The sequence below is a fragment of the Bradyrhizobium erythrophlei genome (genome assembly GCF_900142985.1).
GTDB lineage: Bacteria > Pseudomonadota > Alphaproteobacteria > Rhizobiales > Xanthobacteraceae > Bradyrhizobium > Bradyrhizobium erythrophlei_B.
In genome coordinates, this window is record NZ_LT670849.1 from 5,244,946 (window position 1) to 5,268,986 (window position 24,041).

A 24,041-nucleotide genomic window follows, 5' to 3' on the forward strand; every position below is an offset into this window, starting at 1 on the left:
TCAACAAATCGGAAGCGGCCTGTCCTTGTGTACGGTCCCTGGGGTCGTCCGGACATGGCGATCTTCATCTTCGCAAAGGCGATTCTGGAGAGGAAGCCGATCCGGCTGTTTAACCAAGGCAACATGCGGCGGGACTTCACCTATGTTGACGACGTCGTCGAAGCGATCGCCCGCCTGATCGACCGTCCCCCGCAGGGCAACCCGGCGTGGTCCGGCGACAATCCCGATCCCGCTTCCAGCGCCGCGCCGTGGAAGATCTACAACATCGGCAACAACCGCCCCGAAGAATTGATGCATGTCGTCGCGCTGCTTGAGAAGGAATTTGGTTGCAGCGCGGCCAAGGAGATGCTGCCGATGCAACCCGGTGATGTTCCTGCGACCTATGCCGATATCGAAGACCTTGCGCGTGACGTAGGCTTTAGACCGGCTACAACGATCGAAGAGGGCATCGCACGTTTTTCACAGTGGTTTCGGAATTACCGAGACCAGTAGCTTTGCGTCACCGTCGACGCTGTCTGATTTGGATCGACGGGCAGCTCAGTCGATCATCAGGAGTTTCGACTATCCTGCATTTTTCGCAGATCGATCGCGAGAGCTAGCCATCGAAAGTGTTTGACGAATCATAGGAGGCTCTGCCAAAAGTTATCCACTACTTTAAGGGACGATTCAAAGAAATAGCGGCGGGCAACCTCGTTGCCCGAAGAGGCTTGGCCTTGTTCGTCTAGCGTAATTCCGCAAGTGCGCGTTTTCCTGCGTTTAGATGCCGACCTTGCGAATTATCTGCTGGAGACAAGGTAACTTGAACGCTTCTTCGAGAACGCTTGCTGATTCACCCTCTAATAAAAAGCCAGCCAGCGGGGGCGGATCCCGATCGATCCGTGTTGCCGTTTCTATCGCGGCCCTAAGTGTCGCTTTAGCACTGCTATCGAACAACTATGATCTTTCAAAGGTGGGTCAGGATTTCGATGCCCTGACATTACCGGTGGTTGCCATCGTTTCGGTAGCTTTGCTCTCTAATACGCTTGTCGCCGTCATTCGTTTCAAGATCATAGCGAATGACATGGGCGATGCAATGTCGTGGCGCCGCGCCATGGCAACCGTAAGCGCCGGTAGCTTGGCTGGCGCGCTTTTCTTCCAACTAGCGGGGCAGTTGATCGCACGAAGCGCGATCATGAGACGAAGCGGTGTCCCGTTTGCGAACGTTGTCGTCATCACACTTTACGAGCGCGCGGTCGCTGCTGCGCTATCAGCACTGCTAGCTGTTGGCGGAGCCTATCTGGTGTTTGGTCGGATTTATATCGATCCGGACACTGGCGGCGCCGATCTAGTTCGACTTCTGTTTGGATTGATTGCTGCCACCATCGTCGGTGCGATCGTCGGTTACGGTCGGAGCGCGATGAAAGCTGTTGTTCCTTTGCTTTCGGGACATTTTACAACCAGCTTACTTCGCGTGTCCGCTGTTAGCCTCTTCGTTCAAGTTCCTATGATGATCGCCTACGTTGCGATCGCCCACACACTCGCACCCAATGTTGCTCTGCTCGATCTAGCTGCCGCGGCCTCGGTGGTTATGTTTGCAGCAAGCATCCCAATCAGTTTAGCGGGATGGGGAATCCGCGAGATGAGTGCAGTAGCGGCCCTGGGTATGATTGGTGTTTCCAACCACGCGGCCTTCACCACTGCGATTATCGTCGGATTCGGCTCTTTATTCTCCATGGCGATCGTCGCGGCGATTTCACTGCCTATACTCAAGCAAGAGACGGTGGAGGGGGCAGGCTCGACATCTGCCTCCACAATCGACTTTACAAAAGCGCTGTCGTGGACACTTCCCCTTGCAGCCGCAACGTTTGTCTTATTCCAAGTTTACCTCCCGGTCGGTTCGGGGCTGCTCAATATTAATCTTGCCGATCCGATCGCACTCATTGCCGCCGCATTGTTCGTTGTGACAGCTCGCGAGGCTGGTGCGCGCTCGCTTTGGCGCATTCCAGGTCTAAATGTTGCTGTCGCCATGATTACAGCCGTCCTGACTTTGTCCCTTCTCATTGGGGTGGAATCGTTCGGATACACGACATGGGCGTGGGTAAATCGCTATCTCGGCTGGTTCGTGTTGCTCGCCTATGGCGCGACTGGGGCACTGATCGTTGCCAAAGGAGGTGAAGAAGGACGGCGTGCCGTTCTGCTGACCTATATCGGCGCCACGATTGCAGTTTCTGCCGTTGATATTGGTACGTTGCTGCTCAAGCTTTTTGAAGTCGACCTCACCAAGAAACAAAATCTTGAGGCTTTCTCTCAGAATCACAATTTTTTTGCGTTTCAACTGCTCATGGCCACGAGCGCAATCTTTGTGGTCGTGAGAGACAAACGTCTGCGCGTAGCTCTTATGTCTATCGCACTTGTCGCCTTCTGGTTTGCCGGCTCGCGGTCTGGCTGGATTGCACTTTTAAGTATCACCGGTGTTGCGATTTATATGAATGCAATCCGTTTCCGCGAAGTTGCATTCGCTCTCTTGATAGCGTCTGTCACGGCATGCGTTCCCTTTCTTGCTCAAGTTGCCACTCCCAGTCGGACCGCCACAATCAGCCAGGCCTCCTCATCTAATCGAGCCATTACATCCAGCCACGCAGCTACATCCAATCAGGCAAATATGAACGGCAATTCTGTGCCGATCAGACCTGAAATCGTTCCGTCGGTAGTCTCCACACGGGAGCGAACATTTTCTATGGTCGAGGGCTGGAAGCTCTTCGAAACGGCTCCTGTGTTCGGCGCCGGCCTCGGCGCTTTCCGCCATCTCGGATTTCAAGGCAGCAGCCCCGGGATTCCTCTACTGATCCACTCGACAGCGCTATGGCTTCTGGCGGAACTAGGCATTGTTGGATTTGTGGTCTTTGCCATCGCGTTTGTGCGCATCTTTTTGGTCGAAACAAAAACTTACACTGAGGAAGCTTCCGCTGTGGCAGTTCTGTGCATGGTTGCATTCGCCGTAATGTCTGGTCCTGCAGACATGCTCTATCAGAGGACATTTTGGCTTTTGATGGGAGCGGCGCTTGCGTATTCCGGCGAGCCCGCGGTCGAGACTCCAAAGTTGCGTGTAAAAACCGCCGCCTCGGCAACAGCGTAGTATTTCAAGGACCTACGATTCGGCGGCTGGCAAGCGTCTCCTCGATCGGTAGGTCCGATAATTTGGCCGCGACCGGGGCCGCAATCCCGGCATCATCCCGAGCCTTTTGTTGGCAACCTTCATTGTGCCAGATGCTCGCTTGGCGCTGCCTAAGCGGGCTACGTTCACGCCACGCGCGAAAACTCTTCAACGCGGTTAACCATCAGACGATGGAGGAGTCGTGATGACCGAAGGATATAGGCGATCGAGCCCTGTGACCTGACTTGATGTCAGAACAAGCGGCCCATCACCGTCGCGCGGCAAAAAATTAAAAAAAATATCATCGCAATAATGATGACCGAGTAGATCTTGATCCCTTCGGGAACCTCGTCGATCAATCGTTTCGAGAGATTTAGCTTCATGAATGTGCCGTGACGATTAAGCCGTAAATACTCATGGTAGACGATTCGTAACTATCATTTTATCAAGGCTCGCAGGAAATAATAACTGTTTTATTCGAGTGGACGCGGTGCAGGCGTAACCAAGGGCAGAGGCTTATACGTCTGTAACTCGCACCGGTCCATGATGACCGATCGGCGTTCACCCATGAACTTGTCATCGTTGAAGAAAGCCGAATACTGAACTTGCTGTGTTTTTGGTGGTGGGTTTGCTTCCTGAAGCAAACATAGTAATCGTCAGGACCATGATCCGTGCGTCGAACATCAGATAATTCCAGCGGACAATAGTCACGTTTGCACAGGTTGCATTTTCGGCCGGCGGTGATGGTGGCGGCACGTATACAGGCGGAGGTGACTGCACGAGCCGATGAACAGGCGGGTAGCAATGAGCTAACCCTTCGTGCCTGTGGCACAAATATCGCCCTCGGGAAAAATTGGCAATAATGCACTGCTGCAACTCCTAGTGCACAGACGCGGCTCCAGCGGTCTGAAAGTCTAGCGAATATTTATTTTTTTGCGTGAGGGATTTCATGAAGTGCTATTTCGGTATCGCTGTCGCGGCGATGTTGGGCGCTGCGCCGAGCATTCCCGTGCTGGCCCAACTATCAGATAACGGTTTTCCTTACGTCGGAAGCACGCCGCCGGCTCGTGAGCAACCGCCCTTGACGGCAGACGAGCGATCAAAGCTGAAAGACGAACTCGCAAAGGCGAGGGAAGGTGCGAAAGCCGCTACAGCCAAATCGCAGAAGCGCTAGGGGCCGACGCGTTGGCGCCGCCGCAGTAGAGTGCTTCCGTCCCTCGCGCTAACGGCTCGTCAACTTGATTGCCGTAGGTTTCTGATATCGCGAGAGTGCACCGAGTATCGCGATCCTTTCTGGAACGAAACTCACAGGACCCGCCGGATTCGTCCCCGGCGGGTTTTGCTTGCGAGGCCGCGCCGGAGAGCCCTAACCTGCCGTTGCGTGAGCCAGCCGACTGCGACGGTGCGCCTATGGACATGAGAGCATATCGCGAGCCTCAGTCCATCAGGGCAGGGCGGAATTAGAATTATGGGGATTGCAACCTAAAGCGATCTTATCGCGGTGCACAACCTTGATTTAGCCCGAATCTTTTGGCGGAACTCTCGTGCTACGTGGGGCGTTACGTAGTTCACAAAAGTCAGAGAACGGTGGAGATGCGCGGTGCAGATCGCGTTACAGATCAATTTTGCCTTATGGATCATGATGGGGTGCGCGATCGCCGCGATCTCTCAGGTCGTGGGATACCTGTACTAGGTCAACAACCACGTCGTTGCTTTGACCGTCAGCCAACCCAGTGCTGACCACCAGCCGAATGTCGCGACGATGGTTGCGGCCATGAAGGAAACGCTGAAAAACCGCTGCAATAAACTAGCGTCGCCAATCACAGAGCTTGCAAGGGTCTCTTCGGTTAGGTTGCTCTCCAGTCCCGGCCAGGCGCTAGTCGTATCCAGCGCTGGAGCATGTCCGCTAGATTGCAACTTGGCGAACTCAAGTTGATCCTCAAACAATCGCTGTTCGACAAAGCGCAATTCGGCAGGGCTAAGATTTGAACGAGGGAGTTTTTGAAAGCGATCGATATTGCGCTGGAGTGCCCTTAAACGCGCGGTGCTTTCGTCCATCAGAATTACTCCTACAAAATGAACTCTGAAAATTCAGCTCGTTTAGCGGCCTTGCGTTAAATCCCTTTGTCAGCCCCATGAAACTTGGGTCGTGCCGGAAAATGAGGCGATTCTTCCGGTCGTCATACAACCGTAACTTGAAGTCCGATCAGTTTCCCCTGGAATCCAGCAAGTTTTGTGCCAGCGGTCGCGGGCGGAGCCGTTGCAGTCTCAACCCAGTGGGGGCTTTCTCGCTGTGGTGGTTGGATTTTTTGCTGCCACTGCGGGCGACTGCTGGGCCTCGCGATCCATCACATCCCTACAACCAGAACTTAGACTCACGCGGTTTTTGATCATGCAAGCCGTGATCCGGGAGATGTCTGGAACTTCTGAGCTGCAAAAGCGGAATGCATCGCTAGTGCACATTTGCTGCGCTTCGGGGCTGAAGGCGTGGCCCGACGTTGACAGCAAGGAAAACGAAATGGCGAATGCTGCAATCAACGCGCCCCTGCGAAATGACCTTGTCATGACCTAACTCCGTTGTTGGTCGTGAGCTGAAGGCTAGATCCCTCTCTGTTTCAAGAATGTGTCGCGGCTTCGGAAAATGGTTTCAAGCGCTCTAAACGGAGCGAAGGCGGGGCTTGAGGCCCGAGTCACTTGAGGACGCGACGGCGCAACTAGATAATCACCGTCAAATCATCTAGCTGCTCAGCCAGTCGTAAGGAAACGGAATCAGTGGCCAAGGGTCTCTTCAAAAACCAACCTTTGTTGTTGCCCATCGCACTAGCGCGATCTCGTTGAATTAACCAATCGTTAACCAACTAAGCTGATGCTTCTTCTCACGAAGCGACGGAACCGGACAGCCGGGCCGGCAGTCGCTCGGGGTAAGCCGGCGGCGTAGCGCCCGCCGGCTTTCTCGCTAGGGGCGAGACGTTTTGGTGGGCTCCATCCAACCCTAATGGAGGATCATCATGCACGACCTAGAACAGGCCATTCGCGAGCGCGCCTATCACCTTTGGATCGAAAGTGGTTGCCTGGAAGGACGGGCCGAGGACCATTGGCTCGCGGCGCAAAGGTCAATCTTGGGCGCGCTGCTTGGGGCTCGGGAAGATGCTGCGGAAGTGCCGTTGAAGCCAAAGAAGGCGAGGGCACCCCGAAAAAAGCGGGCGGCTTGAGTAGACGGCCATCTCTTTAAGTGCACACCCAGCCCCTCCGTGTTCGAGTTTTGAAGCCGCCGACTTCACCCGCGAGGAACTAAAGCTGCTGCGCTGAGGGCAGGAAAACGCTAGCCGCTTGACACTAAAACAATCTCAAATGCGCGGGACGGCCGGAGAAGCCGCCTGGGCAAGCGGCTTGAGTCTCAGTTTCCGAATCTGCCCCGCGGCTCCAAATATCACTCAAGGAACGTTTTTGACTTCTCGTCCGGATTTGTGGCCGCATCCTTCTTCAGATCAAGCTCGGCCTGAAGCCAAAATTCGTCGTCTCGTCCTTCAGGCCGGCCAGCTTGCTCCCAGAGTTGATGAGCGCGCGCACGAATTGCTTCTTCAGGAATAGGCATAACAGTCTCCGATCGATTTGCTGCAGGCCGCCCGCGGGGTGGCGTCTGGGAAAGCCTCCGCCTATGGCAACAAAGCGCAACGCCACGGAGTTCCGTTAGATGGTGCTACTTTGAAAGTTCTGAGAAGGACGTGCGCAAATACAACACTCGCCGTCGACATTGTGATCGACCACGGATTTCCGGCCGTCGATTTCTTCGCGTGTGCTCCTTCGCCGACTTCTTCGCCTCGATCGACATTAGCATTTCGCAAAGGGCGGCGAAGTCGAACAAGTCGGTTAAGGGGTTCGAAGACGCAGGCGAGGCCAAGAAACCTGCGAGCAGAAAAGCCGCTACGCGAAAGCGCCAATGGCCGGACATGGAAACTCCGGTGTTCCGTTCAACTTCAGAACCTGCGCCGGCCGAGATAGCGAAGTGCAAGCATGATCTGGCAGGCCTGACGCCAAAGGGTAGCTTCGTAGCGGCATAGCCGGTCGAGCGGGTAGGTCGGTAGGTTCGCCAAACGGACATAGGCGCCAGTGGCGTCACCGGGTGGACCGGGCGGCTCTGCGAGCGATGTTGAATCTATGGTCTCGTCGTTCAATTCTTCCAGCTCGTGTTGCGAGCCGCGGTCGATCGCCACCGCCTGCCGGTACAAGTTGTCAAGCAGTTTTTGCCGGTTCTGATGAGCGTGCTGTCGGTGTCGGAATTGAAGTAGCTGTTTCGCTTGAATCTTGAACAGTCCGCTCTCTATTGCCGTGGCGCGGCGCAAACGCCAAAGCAGGCTTGCCAGCCTGAGAACCAATTCCCGCTCGACAGCGGATTCCGCGTCATAATCATCGGTCACGGCCATTTCAAACGCCGCATAGTCCTCGGCGTCTTCCAGCGCATCGATGACCGTTTCGGCGGTTAGCCCATGACGCAGAGCATTTCGCCGCGATCTTTTCTTTCCGTCTTCGGTTGTAGGTCCGGTGCTCAGACGGGCATTGCGTCGGTTGGCTTCGATTTGTCGAAAAGAGGTCATCTTGCCTCCGGGCGGGCAATTGGCTTCGTTTCGCTATTTTGCGACCGATCGGAAGGGGTAGCCCGGTTGATTGAATGTCGTCCATTGATCCCAGCGTGCTGAACATCATCGACCTGTTCTGCAGCCGTAGCGATCTCATGTGCCGTCGTCCAAAGGCTCGCTGCAATCGGCAAGGGATCGATCCCTTGGGTCTCCCACCAGATGCGCTCATCACCGCGGCGATGGAGTTCGCGGTGGTGTATTCGACAGATCGGAACGGTGAATTTGTCACTGACTTTCCGACCCATGGCTCGCTGCTCGGCGAATTTGAGGTGATGGGCGTCTGAGGGGGACCGTCCGCAGACGAGGCAGGGCCGGGACGCAACGAACCGAAGGTGGTTACGGTCGCGCTCGCGTACGGGTTTGGTGATCGGACGTACCTGAGCGCTCTGGCGCCGTCGGCTCTTGGGTGCCTTGTCACGGGTGTCGCTGGGCTGAGTCGATGTCGGAGTGCTCAGCTGGTCCAGCTTGGCTGCAAATTCGCCCTCGACCGTTTTGGCATCTGCCGCCGAGAGTTGGTTTTTCAGCGGCAAGACCCGATGCGCCCAGGCGGCAAGGGCCTCCGGTTCGCTGACCTCCGCGAGCTCAGAGATTAGCTGCTGCTGAAGCCTTTCCGAGTCTTCTGGAGGCAAGGTTGGGGTTTTTGGCTTCTCCGCATGGGCAAGCCTTTGCGGCGGTTGCGGCCGCCGTCGGTGGTGAGTGGGCTTATTGGCCGGCTGGTTCGGTCCGGGCAAGGCGCGTCCGATCTCAGGCGGTCGCTCCTTGGGATCAACGGGCGGGCCTGCCGTGGAGAGGTCAGGAGCATCAAGATCGTCCTCGCCGGCGATGCCGACGAGGGTAAAAAGCGCATAACGCCGGGCATAGGTCAGCGCAGCCCCTTTGACGTGTGCCGATGGTTCGGCCACAGGGCAAACCGGCCAGGTGGACGAGACCCATTCGCCGGAGGCGTGAACGAGCAAGGTGGTCAGGATTATTTGTGCCTGGCCAATTGCAGTTGTCTGCATGACCGCAATCTCGTGTTGGCCCAGACATTTGCGAACCAGGTCCAATCCGCTTGCGAGCGATGCATAGCGGAAACTCCGTCCGCCATCGCCGGAAGGTAACGTGGCAACCATTGTCTTCTCTGGGTTCTCGAGCTCGGCCTGAGCCTTGGCAAGGGCTGTCGCGATCGCACCAATCGTTTGACTGGAATTATGCATCTGCAGCCTCGACCAGCTCGAAGCTGACAGCGCCGGATTTAGAGCGCTTGGCCTTAAGCCCGTGTCCCACGGCTTCCCTGGCATCTTCCGGAACGAGTTTTTTCAGGTCAGCTTTGCTGGCTTCGTGTTCTTCGTAGGCCGTTTTGGTTCGTCGGTAGACGACCGCAAGTTCAGCCCAACTGTTCGACGAGCTCATGTCGACGATGCGGACCGCTTCCAGGCGGGGTCTGGGCGGTTCGAGGCCAAACAGGTGAGGGGGTTCGCCCGATTGCACGCACCGCCAGAACTTCTTCTCGGCGGTCAGCAACAAATGCTGATAAAGCGGATCGGCACTGATCTGGATCTCGACCCACTTTCCGCCTCCGGTGATAATCGAAAGCACTGCGTTGCGGGCGTTGGCCACCCACATGTTGTGCTGAAGCTGGGCCATGTGCTTCTCAGCCGCGGCCTCTTCCGAAAACGACCAGGGCAGCATGAACTTGGCTTCGTACACCGCTCCATTTGGCTCTACGATGCCATCGACGGTCGCAGCCATCCATTTGTGGACGGGATGGCGCAAGCGTTTCTGGGCGTCCTTCACGGTTTGTCCCGTGTTGCTCTCATACCAGCGGCGATTCAGGTCTTCCGTGACGACGCCCAACTGAACGATCAGGTTGCGAGAGAAATCCTGCGGTTCTGCGTCGCCTCGCTTTTCGCGCCACAGACGTAAGAGGTCCGCTTGATCATCTCCCATGATGATGCGGGCGTCCGATCCGCCGATAAAATGGCGCCGATCGGCAGGATTGAAACGAATAACTTGGGAACTTGGCGCGACCGCGCCATTCGACGGACTGATACTCACCGGGGTTCTCCTCTCAAGGTGACGGACGCGACACTGCTTGCCGCACTGCCTTGAGCCCGCACGCGAGCGGGAGGAGATGCCCGGGCAAAAAGCCCTCACGAATCAGTAACGCTCGTTTGGCAGAGGAATGCCAGTCCTTTCTGCAGCAAGATTCTTGCTCGTTTCGCGCCTTGGCCCAGGCCGTTATTGACGAAACAAAGCCAATTCGGGAGCCGGTTTTGCCGCCAACTTTATCGTTGTGGGCTTGGCTTTGTCTTGGTTGCTCTGCGACTGCGACCGGCGCAATCCTCGCGGAACGGCAGGGCAATTGGGGAGGGCTGGCAGGATCTATTTTCAGGTCAGTCGGTGCATTAACGAGACAGCGGCGTGCATTAGTCACCGGCACCGATCGAGAGCTTCACTAACAAAACTCTCGTTGCTGGTGCAGCCGCAAGGCCACGGCGATCGGAGGAGATCCGGCAAGGAAGGGCCGAGCTCCCAGGCAGGAGCTCGGCCAGCTGTTTGACGAAAAGGTCTCGTCGAGAAGCGCATAGATGAACGGCGTCTGTCGGCCGGCCATCTCTCGTGAAAAAGTTAGCTTTCTTCGTCGTCTCTCTCCTTAGCTTTTTTATCAGCGAGATCGTTAACCCATGCATTCGATGCTTCCCTCACCATCTCGATCATCTTCATGTCGGCTTCCGTCATCACACGCTTCCACTCTTCGCGGAAGTCCTTAAGCCCTCCGGTATACTTGAGCAAAAGTTTCGCACTTGCGTCGTCGCCTGAGAGCGCTTTGGTACCAAGCCTCATGAGAATGGCCTCATAGGTTGGTACCTGCTCTTTCTTACCTTTCCGCGTTATCTCAACCGGCTCCATCATGAATCGACGTACTGGAAAATCATCTTCCTCATAAGCAACTCGCGGTCGTCCTTTCGGATTGCCGGATTGCCCACGCCTGAACCGCGAGTGCTTCGGCGGCTTGCAATAGCCGACCTTTTCTTCATCACCCGGATTTTCAGCATCGTCTTCTATGTGGTGAAACTTCACTTTCTTGGTCATGGTAGCCCCCTCTCTCACTCAACGACCCGCACCCCTGCGGGCCTTCACTTCAGCAAAAGTCTCGTTCGTTTCAGCAAGACGCGCGGTCTTGCCGGTGAATGTCTGCCAACGCTCCACGATGGTGTCGCAATAGAGCGGATCAATCTCCATGAGACGCGCGCGGCGTTTGGTGCGCTCAGCCGCGATCATGGTAGTGCCCGAGCCTGCGAACGGGTCGAGCACGACGCCACCGCGGTCCGAGCAGTCCTTTAGGGCGTCCACCACCATGGCGACCGGCTTGACGGTTGGATGCATGGCCAACGTCTCGTCACGCCCGCGCCCGAAACTATTGAAGCCCGGATATTGCCAGACGTTGGTCCGATGTCGGCCCTTGCCACCAAGACCGAAGTTGTTGATCGGCTTGCCAGGAGTGGCATAGACGCAGATCAGCTCGTGCTGCGATCGGTAGAAGCTCCCCATGCCTGCGTTGGGTTTAACCCAGACGATGAGGTTCCTCATCGCCCCGAACACTGGGTGCGCGGCTGCCCACAGCTCGGACAGATGCCGCCAGTCCATGCAAAAGAAGCCGACCGCACCTGCCTGCATGTAGGCGAAGATGTTGCCAAACACGATCGACAGAAACGCCGAAAACTCTCTGGACGACATCTCACCCGCCGCCATGGCGAATTCGCGCACGCCTTCGCGCTTGCTCACGTGACCGGCGTTGGGCACGTTATAAGGGGGGTCCGTGAAGACCATTGCCACTTGGTCACGCCCCATTAACGCGGCATAGTCATCGGGATTTGTAGCGTCCCCGCACAGCAGGCGGTGTTCATCGCACTCCCAGATGTCGCCCGCTGATGTTACGGCTGGCGTCTCTGGAGGCAGCGTCGCGAAAACGTCGGCGGGATCGGCGCGGTCTTTCTTGGTATCGTCGCCGATGATCTGATCGATTTCGACCGTCTCGAAGCCGACGATGCCTGGGTCGAAATCGAGTTCGGTGCTGGCATCGAATAGGAACGAAAGCTCCTCGGTAAGAATGTCCAAGTTCCAGGTCGAAAGCTCTGCGAGCCGATTATCAGCTAGTGCGACACCTTGCTTCTGGGTAGCTGTCAGATGCGAAAGCCTGATCACCGGCAAATGTTCAAAGCGGGAGCGTTTGGCTGCCTCAAAGCGCGCGTGTCCGGCGATGATCTTGTTGTCCTCGTCGACCAGCAAAGGCGTAGTGAACCCGAATTGCTCGAAGTTCGCTTGGAGCAACGCGATCTGCTTTTCCGGGTGCTTCTTTGCGTTTTTGGGATTTGGGTGAAGCTCGACGATCGGGACAACTTCGACGCACTCGGCCCGTATGCGGGCGTCAAGTCGTATCTGCGGCCCTAACGGATCAGGTTGCTCCGCGCGCGGCCGCTCGACGACGACCGGATCGTCGTCGACGTGGGTAGTTGTTTTCGCTGGTTTGGCGCCGAATCTTATTGGCATGACAGCCTCCTTTTTTGGCTGTCACCACCCCGGCATCAGGACGTGCGAGGTCGACAGCCGTTTTGTAACGACTGCTTCATCTCTCTCACCATCCTTGGTTGACCTCATTTGACCGGGTTCGAAGCAAGCCACGGTCTCAAACGGATAGGGGTCCTCAATTTGACCCACGCTCATCCGTCGAGGCTGTCATTCGAATATAAGCAAATGTAAGCTGCAGCAAATGAATTATTTGTAACTTTTTGACGCAGCAGCGCGCGAGCATTCTCGGAAGAGTACTTTTGGATGTCAGCTGCGCGGGTCCGTCGTCGTCGTCAGTCATCTTGGTGGTGCTGTTCTTGAGGCCAAGTGATGGCGAAGAGAGTGCGCGATGAATCCCTGCTCGAGCGCCGACAATTCGCTGCTAAAGCGCGAAGAATTCCCTGTTCTCGGCCGACGTTTTCCCTCCGGTCTTCGTAACGTAATTTGGGAAAATAGGCCGTGGGTCAGGCACTTGTGGCGTGGTGTATTGGCTCTACTAAGCCATTTCTCTCGAGATTTTTTTTAAAAATTCCCTGCTAGCAGGGAATTTAGCAAGATGGGACCACGGTGCAGGTAGCGGACAGTTGCGGAAGCGTCAGCTCCGCTCGTCCGCGATCACCTTGCCGTCGTTGGGCAGGCTTCCGGGCGGGGCGAGTTCGATGCTGCCACCAATGCCCGGCCGGACGATTTCGATAATGAAATCCTCGTTCACCGCCATGTCGGTGCGGGCTTTCAAGGCTGCCGAAGTTTCCGATCTAGGTCGCTCAGTTATTCGTCGTCGTAGTACTGCCACCGCGGCGGGTGCTGCCGGCGCGGCGGTGGCGCCGGCTGCATTCTCGTTTGCGGCGACTGGGTCGGTCCTGCCGAAGGCGGAGACGTCTTGGGCAACGCGCTTTGCTCGGAAACCTTGGCGAGCAGGCGCGCCATGTCTTCCTGCTTCGTCTTGAGCTGCTCGATGGCTTTTGCATTGTCGCTGGCTATTTGGTCTTGCTTTGCCTTGAGCTGTTCCATCGCTTGCTCCAGATTTGCGATATCGCTCGTCACCCTTTGCAGCAACTGTGTCAGGTCTGAAGCCGCCGAGGCAACCGTAGCAGCGTCCTGCGGTCCAGTGTGGGACAACGGTGCTGCTTGCGGCGGCGCTGCCTCCGCCACGGTCACTTGAACGGGGGATGGATCGGGTTGCGCAGGAAACGGCGGGGTCTTCGATGGCAAGGATGGCGTGGAAATGAGCTGCGGCGCCCATTCGGCGCCAATCAGCATCACGCCGCCATGAGACGATTGCAAAACGAAGGCGACGATGCCCACGATACATGCCGCCGACAGCAGGCCGACGAGGCCACGCCTCGTAAGCCTCCGATGCGGTGGTTGCGCGGCGGATCTAACCGAAGGTTCGTGTACGGTATCGCGCCCAATTTTTGAAATCCGTTCAGACACACGCGCAAGCTCTTCATCGGCGCGCGCGATTTGTTCGTAGGCACGCGCGATTTGTTCATCGGCGCGCGAGATCAAGTCATCCTTCGTATTCGGTGTGGAGCTCATTGGCGTTTTTCTCCGTCCAATGTCATCCGCAGATAGGGTCGAACATCCCGCAGGTTGACCGCCAGGCAAGACCTTAATGCAATCTTGTAAGGCGGACGATAGAAAGTATAGGACCACATCACCTGACGCGCCAAGTCTGACGGTAAGACCAGCGAACGCGGGGAATCCAGCATGTCTGGCTACCTCAGGCCAGCTCATCGCTGACCGGGTAGGAGCACGGCCGGACACCGCGCTGGTCTGCGCTCAGGAGCGATCCCGCGACCGGGGGGATCTATCAAAACTTTACCGGGTTGGCTTCAGAGATGGCCCTCAGTCCGAGGCCACTTTGTGCGCGAAGAAAGCCCCGGCCAATGCGCCAGGGTTGCCGCCACATGTCCGTTGTTAGGGATGAGCAGACCTAGCTCGGAACGGGCCGATGTCTGGGCGGCGGCGTCCACTTCATGTAGCGTTGGGGACCCGATCAGTTGCAAAATACTTGATTTCCGCTGCGATGGCATGTCCTGCCGTCGCTGAAATACGTGAAGTTTCCTACAGTCTGCGACGAGGTTCCGTCGCTGTTGTAGCTGTAACTGCCGATACGCTGCGAGCTTGTCCCGTCGCTGTTGTAAGTGAAGTTACCGAGCCGCTGCGATGACGATCCATCATTCCAATAGGTCGTGCTGCCAATACGTTGTCCGGAAACGCCATTGTCGCAGTAGGTCTGAGTTCCGATGATCCGGCAGTTTTGGGCATGAGCAGCCGTGAACTTGCCGGCCAGAGCAGCTATCAAGAGCATACCCATTGCAAGGAGGCTACGCCGTCCGATCGAAATGATCCGCTGCATGAAGCTCCTTCCCCTGAACGAAGGAATTCGACCCCAGCGGGACAACTCAGACAAGATCAATTCCCGAGCTTATTTCGCCAGATCTGCTCAAACATCGCCTTAACATCGGATAGCCCCCAGGCCGATAGCGGCATCATTAAGTTAGAAATCTCCGATACAGCACCATCAGAATTACAAAAATCAGGAAGACAGCACCACCAATCAGAAGCTCCCTATTTTCCTCATGTCTCGTCATGCGTAATCCCCGGAGCGTTACTGCCCTATCTCACTCCTCGTGCGGGGGTTGAGTCAATTGCTGGGAACCGTATTGACTCAAATTTGGGTTGGTCCTGAATACCGCTTTGTTTAGCTTATCGGAGTTTGCAATGAGTAGCCGATACGTGCTTTCGGCGTTGGCCGGCATTTTCCTGGCTGTGGTATTTATTGCGGTCGTTACGACCGTTAAGCATCTCTCTCATAACCAGACCGTAGCGCTGAGCCGTCGCTGATTTTTTTGCAGGCGGTAACAAGTCCGCGCTGGTGGCCCGTGCCGTCCGGTTCAGCAGGAGTGCCGAATAAACTTGGCACCACCAAATTCGGCTTCGCGCCATACGAGCCGACATCGTCGAAAGGTGTGACAGCCGTCTTCGGTGATCACGAATTCGACCGGTAAAAGAGGTTGTTTGCCGTGAAGCCGAAAGGCCATTCCCCGCGTCGAAATATCTCGTATCGTGAACGAGAATAGATCGTTCAACCCGTGAATACGAAGAAGTGCGCCGCGGCTGCACGACGACCGATCAGCTAGCCGACGCTCAAATTCGGCCTCGCAAGGATCGCAAAGCATGATCAGGCCTCTGACCTAGACCGGTTCGCCAGTAATCTGGATCAATGTTGACGGTTAGGTCTCAATCGTCTGGTCAGCGAGTGACAGCACAATAGGTCTCTAAAGTTAAGCTTGATGGGCGTCCTAAAGGTTAAATCGGGAACCATCCCCACATTCCCCGAACCGCGCGCTTGCGCAGCTCACAGATTCAGCTTTGAATTTAAACGGGGACGATCGGCGTTAAGCCGGCCAACGGAGGGAACAATGGCGAGGCATTTCGGACTGAAGCAAATTACAAAAATCGTCAAGAAGCCAAAGGAAAGCCCGAAAGTCTATTCGCCCGCTAGTTGGCGCGGCAAGCCGGAGCGGCGTGCTTTGTCGACGCGATAAACCAGCCGATCTATCGTTTTTGTAATGCGTTTGTGCCCCTCCTAGCCGGAGTAAAGTTTAGCCTGATATCCGTAAGTTGGATGGCGGTGTGGTTTTTTGCAGTGGACGGCGGGATTGCTTGGATCGTTGCCCGTCAGCGCCTTGATGCATTTCGTAGGACGCGACGCGATCGCCGCCCATCAGCTAAGCGTGCTTGAGCAATTCAGAATCCCAGGGACGTAGAGCTGCGCCCTTCGGACATCAAGGCCATGTTCGAGGAATGCAGAGGCTGTTTCGAACCGCGATTTGTCTGCAACGCTTGCGGCGCGCGTGGAGCCGATTTCGTGATAAAATGGATCGTCGGAGGCTGACTTTCAAGCCAATTGACTGGCCGCGCTAAAATCCTGCGAGAGCGCACATGAACTACGACGAACTAGAAGTGCGACCGGGCGCAAGGGTTCGTCTTTCCGCTCTTGGAAAAGAGCGCTGCCCGAAATTCAAGACCGACACAGGTGTAGTACTAGGTAGGATGGGATCGTCGTCCATCCGAGTGAAGTTCGACGGAACCAAAGAACCGCGCACGATCCACTTGAGCTACGTTGAATTTGCTTCGTAGCGACCAGAGTAGGGTCAGCCATATTGCCGCCCGCTGCAATAACACTTCAGCAAGCTATGCGTCAGAATGTCGCGCCGCCCTTACCCGGCGCTGATACTGGCACAGTGAGTACAAACAGCCCGGCGGCAAATACCGGGCTGCTTTCGTTTGCGTACGCAAAAATAATCGCCACCGCTTCTAAGGCGATGAGGTTAAGGGCGGCTCGCGGGAGCGGGGCTGTCGCTCCAACGTAACCGGCGACTACTACTTCGAGTCTCGCATCCCACGAAATTCACGTCAGAAACGCATCTTCATTTCGCACGGTGCTTGTCGCGGCGATTTCGTTGCGTTTAACGGTGTCAGGCTCGGTGAAATAAGCAGCCATGTCTCGGTGAACGCCCTGCCAAGGCGGCCGGGAGTTTCGAAAGCCTTACGCAATTATTCAGCCTAATGAACCGGAAGCATCGTGCTGCCTGTACAACAGTGGAAACCAGCGCGATGCCCGTATGACTACCGGATTGATGGCTTATTCACTGCGCTCGCAACTGCGAACCACACTTTGTGCACAATGTGACACTCAGATGCTACCGCGGTGCGAGTCGGGGAATTCTCGTCGTTCGTCGGGGGACGAAATTGATGCAGACTTTGATCGCCATTGTTGCGATTTGGTTCGGACTGAACCTTGCAATTTTCGCCTTCATCCTGTGGCAGCGTTCACCACACTTTCGGCATCGCGTGTGGCGCCTAACCTTGGGAGTGTTCGCTCCCAAGATCACCGACATTCAAAAACAGGATGAGCGGCTTGGCGAGCGTTTTGAGCGAGGTTGAAGGCGGCATTGCGCGGCGGCAATAGCCGACCTCAAACGTACTTGCGATGCTTCCTTCTTGCGCTCCGCCTGTTCGACCTTTTGCCGTAGTAATGTGATCTCTGACCACATGCGTTGCAAAGTCTCATCAGAAACAGATTTTTCAGCGCGCATCATCAACTCCCACAAATACACCAGCTGGGCTGGAAATACACCGCCCGGATGACATTTAAGCAAAGAGCGTGCCCGAGCGTAAGTGAACTAGTTCACACTTACGGAATCGACATCAGTTAGCGCTTGAATCTCCGTTCGGAGGATAGGTCCCATCAGCCGGAAAAAGGTTCATCATCCGATCGGTTAAAGGCCAGCCGATTTGCGCGCAGGGGAAGCCGCTAGGGATTGATGCTGTGAACGGCCGCCCTACACCAGGTCGCGTAAAGCGATGATCGGCGGGACTGCCACAGCGATATGGCAGGGCAAGCACTTATAAATTCGCGTGAGGGGCTTATTGCCACTCGGTGGCAGCGATCCGATTAGGATCAACATTTGCCCGCACTTGTCACAAGTTGCGTCGTCTAAGGCTTGGTTACACGCCTGCACGAGATCAACCTTCAATGAAAATATGCGCCGTCGGGCTGGAAATTTCGCGTCCCGGCGGCGCTTTATTACTGAGCCTGATAATCCTCAGCGGGTTGGAACTATACAGGTTCGCAACTAAGCAAATATGAAACGGTTCACTAGGGCGCGGTCTGCGCCGGTTCGTTCTAGACTCATGGCGTGCGCGCGCCGATGGGCGACCTAACGACGTTCACGCTTCGTCGTCCGCGAAGCGAGGCAGTATTTTTACGGAATCCAAGAAAGGTGTGGATAGTTGTAATTTGGCTCTTGCCGGAGGAGGAATTTTCATCTCGGACAAATTTTACCGGTGAGCGTAGTTGCAACGTTAGTAAGGGGTCTCAAATGAGCACTCTTCAGCGACAAATATCGGTAGAGCCGATAATCGACCTCAATGCTCAGATGCGCGAAGTTATCCGACTTCGCGACCTGGTCAGGAAAGCGGAGCTGCGCAGCGGTACGATGCACGGTACTATTTCGGAGAACACGGCTGCCGTTGCCGACCCCGAAAGGCGACCTTCCTAGAGTCGGGGCGGGCATTCAAGGGTGGGGGCTTTCGTCCTCGCGCTAACGGCTCGTCAACTTGATTGCCGTAGGTTTCTGATGTCGCGAGAGTGCACCGAGTATCGCGATCCTTTCTGGAACGAAACTCACAGGACCCGCCGGCTTCGTCCCCGGCGGGTTTTGCGCAGAGCCGTCTTTACCTGGAAATCACGCTGCTAACTGCACTCGCTACAACTTGGCTGTAGCGGGCATCGTTGTATTCGGCATCAATTGCGCAAAGAATGGCCACAGCGACTAATACGGCCGTAAAGGCTTTCATAACGGCCTCCCGCTCGAATCAACGTATCCGCTAATTCTGGCCAGAGCATCGCGGCCGAAATGCGGAGGGCTTCGGTCCCGCATCACTGGCCTGTTCGGCGGGACCTTCAACAAGGAGCGCTAGGCTACTGCGCTCAATTTGCTGTTCGCTGTAGAGTTTGTGCAAAAGCGATTGCGAAGGGCTTCTTCGACCAGCGAGAGTGTTTCTAACGCCTGCCTGGCTTTCGCTTCAGCTACTTGAGCACGCACCTCGGCGGCAGTTGCTCGATCTTCGGCGGCCGTAATTTGTATTTGGGCTTGGCTCAGCGCGCGCGAGGCGTCCTGCAGCTTGCACTCCGCCTCGGTGATGATCTTTCGCCTGGCACGGTCTGCCGCCTCGCTCCGTGCCTCAGCGGCGAGCATTCTTTCTGAGGCCGCCTTACACATCGATTGAGCGCGAGCTTCGGTTTCGCGGGCGCGAGCTTCCATGTCGCTGAAGACGTCCGCGGCTTGGTACACAAGATCAAGAGCGCTAGCTCCTGGATCTGGCTCCGATGGCCGAGCGAAGCTGAGGACATTATCGCGGCTGTCTCTCGCCCTTCGAATGTGTTGCGTCATGCAAAAATCCTTGGGACTCATCAATAGCGCGATGATGAGCGATTATGGTGAACGGCTGGTTAATTGAACGCTGTAGTGCGTTTGGTCCCCGACGCGCAAAAGTTGTGTACCGGCGAAGACACTAAAAAATCGCCCGCAAAACGGAGCTTCCGTCGGGCGTTCTGATCGGGCCGTATCCGGTGCAACCGGGCGCAATATCGACCGTGTCCCTGCAGGGGGGCGCATTACAGCTCGGGGACGTGTCCTTTGCGGGGCCCTTGATCCGATCATGCGGAAGATTGCGAGCAGTTGCCAACACGAGCACTCCACAATCAGGTGTCAACCGCTAAGCCACCCATCGGGAAATGGAATAAGCGGCCAGGCGAGGCTGTTGTCGTTAGCGGATTTCTCGGGGTTCTCGAGCCTATCGTCGGGTGTCGCAGTGTCAGTCGGTTGCCGTTCGATATTCGCGGACTTCTTTCGAAATTCTGCACGTCGTCGTGCTTTGATCACTTCGGCCATGAGCTGACCCCTTCGAAATAATTCCCCCGAATTAAATGTTAAAAACCGGGATCCTTAGTAGATTAAATGAGATTTAATACCGCTAAACGCTGGGGAACACCAGACTCAGGCATCTGACAGAGCGGCCCGCTGGAAGGTGGTCTGGCGGTTTTTCTCGCCTAAAAGCGAATTGGCCCCGCCGCGCTGAGAACTTGGCGGAGCCGCCCCTTCATCGGTGGGGGTGGGCCAACCGGTTGCGACGGGCGCAGGGGTTTTACACTAGCTACCTCTCGATCGACCGGTAGTCTGTGCCGGACTTCGATCCGGCGTTAACGGACGTACTGTGCCGGGATTTCAATTTTAGCTTTTTTTGCAAGAGCTTCGAACAGGATGCGATGTGTTCGACAAGCTCAATTTGGTCGGCAAGGCGCAGACCCGAATTTCAGATCTCTAGGGATCGCTTTTCGCACCGAGATCTGCGGCCGTTAGCCTTTCAACCGGTCCTTCGAGAGACAGCACAGCATTTCCCGCGCGGTCGCAGGAGCATGCTTGCTTGAGCGCCAGCCCTCTCGTTTGAAACTGCTGAGATTGGCATACCATCTGGCGGACATCGAGATACCGGAATGACCAGCCGCTCACGTTCAGGTCCCACGTCTGGTCTCGACACAGTCTCAAGTTCACGCATGCACAACGCCGCCAAAGCGCAGTATGATCGCTTGTCGGCGCTGGCTAGTCGCTGGAGTGCTGAAATCCCCCAATCGGAGGATATGTCGGCGTCCCGAGAAAACGGTTCACCCTCTAAATGGACGAAACTAAATTCACGCCAAAATGGCGCGTTTGGCAAAGTCATACGGACCTATTCGCCTGGTTGACGAAAAAACCGTCAAAGTAGAGCGGTCGGTTTAGCCGATGACGCTGGTCCTACGGCCGCCTCCAGGGAAGCGACCGTTGCCAGAAGGTTGTCCCTCCGCGCTCGCAAGTGTCGTGCCACGCTGGGGTATGTCGGGCTTTTCAGGTCACGAACGCCGGTCTGAGCTTCCTGATGTTCAATGTCGGCCGTCAGAATACTTGCCGATCGCATGAGATCGCTAATGAGTGTTGCCATCCGCAACTGGTTCGTCGCGATACGCTGAACTGTCTCTGATCGGTCCAACATCGTCATCGTGAGGCCCGCGCTGGTCTGTTTTGGAACGCATATTGGTGCATCTACTTAAACAGCAAATACGATGCCAAACACCTTCCCGATGCGCTGCGATCAGCGGGCGACAAGACCAGCGTTCACGCGTCGGCATACCTACGATCGAAACGGTGTAGTCATTCGGATTTTTTTGGCAGGGAAGATCGCATCGCCGGTCCGGCGATGCTCGTCGCCGGAGCCAAATAGACCCCAGCGTGGGGGGAACGCCGGGGCTATCTTGGGGGCTGATACGGCGGACCAACCGGTGTGAACGGCAATCGTTCCTAACGAAAAAGAAAAAGCCCCTGCCGGGCAGGATGACCGACAAAGGCTTCATTTGAGGGTGGATGTTGCGAGGCGGCCAAGAAGGGCATCTATAGTCGGTGTCGCTCCAAGGACCCCTATATAGCAAACTGCACTTCTAGAACTCCGGCAAGTCCAAGTGTTGTGCAGGTGGAGTTTTGTGCTGGTGGATGTGCTCTCCATCGGAACCGCTCGGCGACGGTCCTGTGTTACCTGCGAGTGGTCTCTACATTCCAATGCCGCCAATGCGAGCGATGGAATGGAAGGTACGCCCTCGATTGTGCCTGGCCCTGCTCCCGGCGACCATTAGGTTGAAAGTTCGCCGTCCCAACTGCGCTCTCCACAACATCGGCGGATTTTCTTCGCTCGTAGGGGTACCCAATCAATGCTGGTTGCGATCGAAGTCAGTCTTGGCCTTCGGGGCATGACTTTGTGTGCGATCCAAGTGGCGCACCAGTTGGGATGGCCTAGTCGAAAAGTCCAATAACGGCGCTGTAACAGGCCCAAGCGAGGACGCACGTCCAAACGACGGTGGCAAGAACTCCCAAGATCAGCCAACCCAACGGCGGCATGATAGCTAATCGGCGCAACTCAGCGACAATCAGTCTTCTCATTCGCACGCATCAAACTCCGCAAACACGCAAATCGGGGAAGCGGTAAGTGCCGGACTGAATCTAAGTTTCCAAGCTTCGAACTACGGCAACAACGCCGCCCGCTCGAAATAATTGCGAACGGCGTTGGTCCGGCCCCGGGAGGTCATGCAAAGTCCCGGCAACCAATAATTGTGCACGATCCGTGCCAAGGTTTTGTGTCCCAAATCTAAACGGCCAACAGGCCCTGTCCCAGATTTATGTCCCGGGGCGGGTCAACCTTGCGGAGAGATGCGACGATCGGCGGGAATTGCCACCACACGCCTTGGGCCTTCCCAAATCTCCATTGCCGCACCGTCGTAGTCGGTTAGCGCCGAAACGAGCGCAGCCTTATCGTCGTCGCAGTTAATTATTACCGGATCGCCGATCGTGTTTCCCGCGGCGTCCAACCTGTAAACGCGGTAATCGGTCATGCACCATAATTTGGCGGCAAATCGCGAGCTGCTTCGAGCTTGCGCAACTTCAACAGCCGGTTGAATTGGACGATCGATTGCGACCGATTGCGCTCGGCTTCCTCCACCCGCGCTCGCAGAGCCGTAAGTTCAGACATGAGGTTTCGAAGCTGCTCCAGCGAGCGTGTCCTTGGGGTACTCATAAACTAACCTCAAAAAATAGGTCGGCTGGGCTCAAAATACGTGCTCCAGCGCCAGACGTTCTAGCAAAGAACGTAACCGGGCGCACTCCCTCCTGAACGTGTTCGCGGTCAACGATGCTGATGAGCAGCATTGACCAGCGCGTGCGCCAGACGACGCTCGCCGGGAAAGGCAAATAGGCCGAAGGTCGCCCGAAACACCCGATGCCGAAAGCTTGGTGTATGCTGGTAATAGATGAAGACCGGGATAGATAAATTCAGTCCAAACCAAACCGCTACAATCTTCATAACGATTGTCATGAGGGCAAACCTCGCTACCAGGTCAAAGCACCGGCCACTATGGCAAGGCCAATACCTGTGAGCACCGGCAGGGCAGCAAGCGTGCTCAATGCCAGAAAGGTAATTTCGCGCTTCGTTTCTTCATCCATATCGTGCTCCCATCCTTGGGAACCAAACGTCTGAGGCGGGGGTCCTGCCGTCCCCCGCGCGCTACGTCGGCATGCGGCTAACGCACCGCTTCCCGGCACGCCTTTTGCCTGGTTGGGTAATGACCCGGCGCTGCGATCCTGGCTTGCGAAATGTCGGTCGAGGTCCAAGACGATTAGGCCGACGCCGAGATGCGGGACGCTCACGGGGCCTGGACAAATCCCGTTTATCAGATCGATCAGGAAGGGACGCGATCCACGTCAAGTCGCGTGTCGCTGAAGTAGGCCGAAACGACTATCGGCGACGCGGGTCCATGAATACATCGGCTCGGCTTGAGACAGAATCGACGATGCTATCGCGAGGTTCGATCAACAACCCGTCGCCGTAGACGAGCCACTCCGTACCACCACCAGGATCGTAGCGGGCGACGTAGTCCTGCACCATCGCACTGGCGCGATTATTGAGCGCGAGACCGCGCGTGATTCCGAACGGGTCGCTGATCATCGTGTAGACCTTGTCCTCGAATAAGACGGGCAGCTCATCCACGTCGAACGAGCCAAGTAGGCAGCGCGGATGGTCGAACAGGTCTATCCTCATTCGGGTGACCGGTTCGGTCGGTTTCGCCGGAACGAAGACGGCATAGACCAGTGGCACTTTTTGTAGCACGGGCGCTGTCCTCGAAAAACCTTCAAGCGAGGTTACGACTTGAAGCTGACGCGGACCTTACGCCGAGGTCTCTGATGCGGTTTCCGACGCCCGGTGCCACGGCTGGCCCGGCAAACGGCATTCGCAGATCAAGCCCCCGTGAGCACGCGAACCTCCGGAGCCGCAACGCGACTCAAAATGGAGGAGGCCGCTGCGATGCGTCAGCGACAGTAAGTATAGGGGGACGGCCACCCAATTGGATTAAGTTCAGGAATAGAACGGACGCATCAATCGGTCGAGTTATGGAGAGTTGACGATGATGCCAACACCGGTTGCAATTGCGCTGTGCTCACTCGCCGCCGGATGCATTGCCGCGTTTGCCGCGGCGGCTATCGTGTCCAACCTGTGACATTCGGTGGGTTACTGAGTCAAATACGCGTCAACCGCGTGCACCAGAAAAATGCTGACGCTCGCGGCCG

General features: G+C 56.2%; 20 protein-coding genes and 1 pseudogene. 7 read left to right on the forward strand and 14 right to left on the reverse strand.

What is annotated here, in order from left to right; all coding sequences use genetic code 11:
* Positions 1-21 precede the first annotated feature (21 nt).
* From BUA38_RS24945 to BUA38_RS24955, 3 genes and pseudogenes are all read left to right on the forward strand, one after another.
* Positions 22-492: pseudogene (locus BUA38_RS24945) on the forward strand (NAD-dependent epimerase/dehydratase family protein); the annotation flags it as partial.
* A gap of 307 nt (positions 493-799) precedes the next feature.
* Positions 800-3,115: a lysylphosphatidylglycerol synthase domain-containing protein gene (locus BUA38_RS24950; protein WP_172806089.1), complete on the forward strand. Its 2,316-nt coding sequence runs from the start codon at positions 800-802 to the stop codon at positions 3,113-3,115.
* Positions 3,116-4,082: 967 nt separating this feature from the next.
* Complete coding sequence (locus BUA38_RS24955) at positions 4,083-4,307, forward strand: hypothetical protein (RefSeq protein WP_072822091.1); 225 nt, start codon at positions 4,083-4,085, stop codon at positions 4,305-4,307.
* A gap of 515 nt (positions 4,308-4,822) precedes the next feature.
* On the opposite strand, the gene BUA38_RS24960 is transcribed toward BUA38_RS24955, so the two are convergent.
* Both BUA38_RS24960 and BUA38_RS38235 read right to left on the reverse strand, forming a co-directional pair.
* Positions 4,823-5,191: a hypothetical protein gene (locus tag BUA38_RS24960; protein WP_072822092.1), complete on the reverse strand. Its 369-nt coding sequence runs from the start codon at positions 5,189-5,191 to the stop codon at positions 4,823-4,825.
* Positions 5,192-5,401: 210 nt separating this feature from the next.
* A complete protein-coding gene (locus BUA38_RS38235; RefSeq protein WP_072822094.1) occupies positions 5,402-5,698 on the reverse strand; it encodes a hypothetical protein in 297 nt (98 codons plus the stop codon).
* A gap of 443 nt (positions 5,699-6,141) precedes the next feature.
* Between BUA38_RS38235 and BUA38_RS38825 the strand changes: the two genes are divergently transcribed.
* Positions 6,142-6,345, forward strand: coding sequence for a DUF2934 domain-containing protein (locus BUA38_RS38825; RefSeq protein WP_072822096.1), 204 nt, complete (start codon positions 6,142-6,144; stop codon positions 6,343-6,345).
* 218 nt (positions 6,346-6,563) lie between these two features.
* On the opposite strand, the gene BUA38_RS24975 is transcribed toward BUA38_RS38825, so the two are convergent.
* The 9 genes from BUA38_RS24975 to BUA38_RS25010 form a co-directional block, all read right to left on the reverse strand.
* The gene (locus BUA38_RS24975; protein WP_072822098.1) at positions 6,564-6,728 is read right to left on the reverse strand and encodes a DUF2934 domain-containing protein; all 165 of its coding nucleotides are present in this window, start codon (positions 6,726-6,728) and stop codon (positions 6,564-6,566) included.
* Positions 6,729-7,110: 382 nt separating this feature from the next.
* Complete coding sequence (locus tag BUA38_RS24980) at positions 7,111-7,728, reverse strand: hypothetical protein (RefSeq protein WP_072822100.1); 618 nt, start codon at positions 7,726-7,728, stop codon at positions 7,111-7,113.
* On the reverse strand, positions 7,725-8,966 hold the full coding sequence (locus BUA38_RS24985) for an ERF family protein (protein WP_072822102.1): 1,242 nt from the start codon (positions 8,964-8,966) through the stop codon (positions 7,725-7,727). Before BUA38_RS24985 ends, BUA38_RS24980 begins: the two co-directional genes overlap by 4 nt.
* On the reverse strand, positions 8,959-9,801 hold the full coding sequence (locus tag BUA38_RS24990) for a YqaJ viral recombinase family protein (protein WP_425304985.1): 843 nt from the start codon (positions 9,799-9,801) through the stop codon (positions 8,959-8,961). The genes BUA38_RS24985 and BUA38_RS24990 overlap by 8 nt, the downstream gene beginning before the upstream one ends.
* Positions 9,802-10,380: 579 nt before the next feature.
* Positions 10,381-10,845 (reverse strand): DUF5681 domain-containing protein, encoded by a 465-nt coding sequence (locus tag BUA38_RS37045; RefSeq protein WP_156898706.1) that lies wholly within the window; start codon positions 10,843-10,845, stop codon positions 10,381-10,383.
* 18 nt (positions 10,846-10,863) lie between these two features.
* Entirely contained in the window at positions 10,864-12,303 is a 1,440-nt protein-coding gene (locus BUA38_RS25000) for a site-specific DNA-methyltransferase (RefSeq protein ID WP_083587761.1), read from the reverse strand.
* A gap of 613 nt (positions 12,304-12,916) precedes the next feature.
* A complete protein-coding gene (locus BUA38_RS37050) occupies positions 12,917-13,057 on the reverse strand; it encodes a hypothetical protein (protein WP_156898707.1) in 141 nt (46 codons plus the stop codon).
* 32 nt (positions 13,058-13,089) lie between these two features.
* Positions 13,090-13,860, reverse strand: coding sequence for a hypothetical protein (locus tag BUA38_RS25005; protein ID WP_072822105.1), 771 nt, complete (start codon positions 13,858-13,860; stop codon positions 13,090-13,092).
* A gap of 460 nt (positions 13,861-14,320) precedes the next feature.
* Complete coding sequence (locus BUA38_RS25010) at positions 14,321-14,683, reverse strand: hypothetical protein (RefSeq protein ID WP_338076285.1); 363 nt, start codon at positions 14,681-14,683, stop codon at positions 14,321-14,323.
* A gap of 365 nt (positions 14,684-15,048) precedes the next feature.
* On the opposite strand from BUA38_RS25010, the gene BUA38_RS38525 reads away from it, so the two are divergent.
* The 3 genes from BUA38_RS38525 to BUA38_RS25015 all read left to right on the forward strand — a co-directional run bounded on the left by BUA38_RS38525 (position 15,049) and on the right by BUA38_RS25015 (position 17,277).
* Positions 15,049-15,171, forward strand: a complete 123-nt coding sequence (locus BUA38_RS38525; RefSeq protein WP_276328143.1) for a hypothetical protein — start codon at positions 15,049-15,051, stop codon at positions 15,169-15,171.
* 1,101 nt (positions 15,172-16,272) lie between these two features.
* Positions 16,273-16,470, forward strand: a complete 198-nt coding sequence (locus tag BUA38_RS37055) for a hypothetical protein (protein WP_156898708.1) — start codon at positions 16,273-16,275, stop codon at positions 16,468-16,470.
* A 615-nt stretch (positions 16,471-17,085) separates the two neighbouring features.
* Positions 17,086-17,277 carry a hypothetical protein gene (locus BUA38_RS25015; protein ID WP_072822107.1) on the forward strand — a complete coding sequence of 64 codons (192 nt, stop codon included), beginning with the start codon at positions 17,086-17,088 and terminating at the stop codon, positions 17,275-17,277.
* A 1,535-nt stretch (positions 17,278-18,812) separates the two neighbouring features.
* On the opposite strand, the gene BUA38_RS25020 is transcribed toward BUA38_RS25015, so the two are convergent.
* The 3 genes from BUA38_RS25020 to BUA38_RS25035 form a co-directional block, all read right to left on the reverse strand.
* Positions 18,813-19,160, reverse strand: coding sequence for a hypothetical protein (locus tag BUA38_RS25020; protein WP_244553043.1), 348 nt, complete (start codon positions 19,158-19,160; stop codon positions 18,813-18,815).
* Positions 19,161-22,602: 3,442 nt separating this feature from the next.
* The gene (locus BUA38_RS37060) at positions 22,603-22,791 is read right to left on the reverse strand and encodes a hypothetical protein (protein WP_156898709.1); all 189 of its coding nucleotides are present in this window, start codon (positions 22,789-22,791) and stop codon (positions 22,603-22,605) included.
* Positions 22,792-23,211: 420 nt separating this feature from the next.
* A complete protein-coding gene (locus tag BUA38_RS25035; RefSeq protein WP_156898710.1) occupies positions 23,212-23,583 on the reverse strand; it encodes a hypothetical protein in 372 nt (123 codons plus the stop codon).
* Positions 23,584-24,041: the final 458 nt, after the last annotated feature.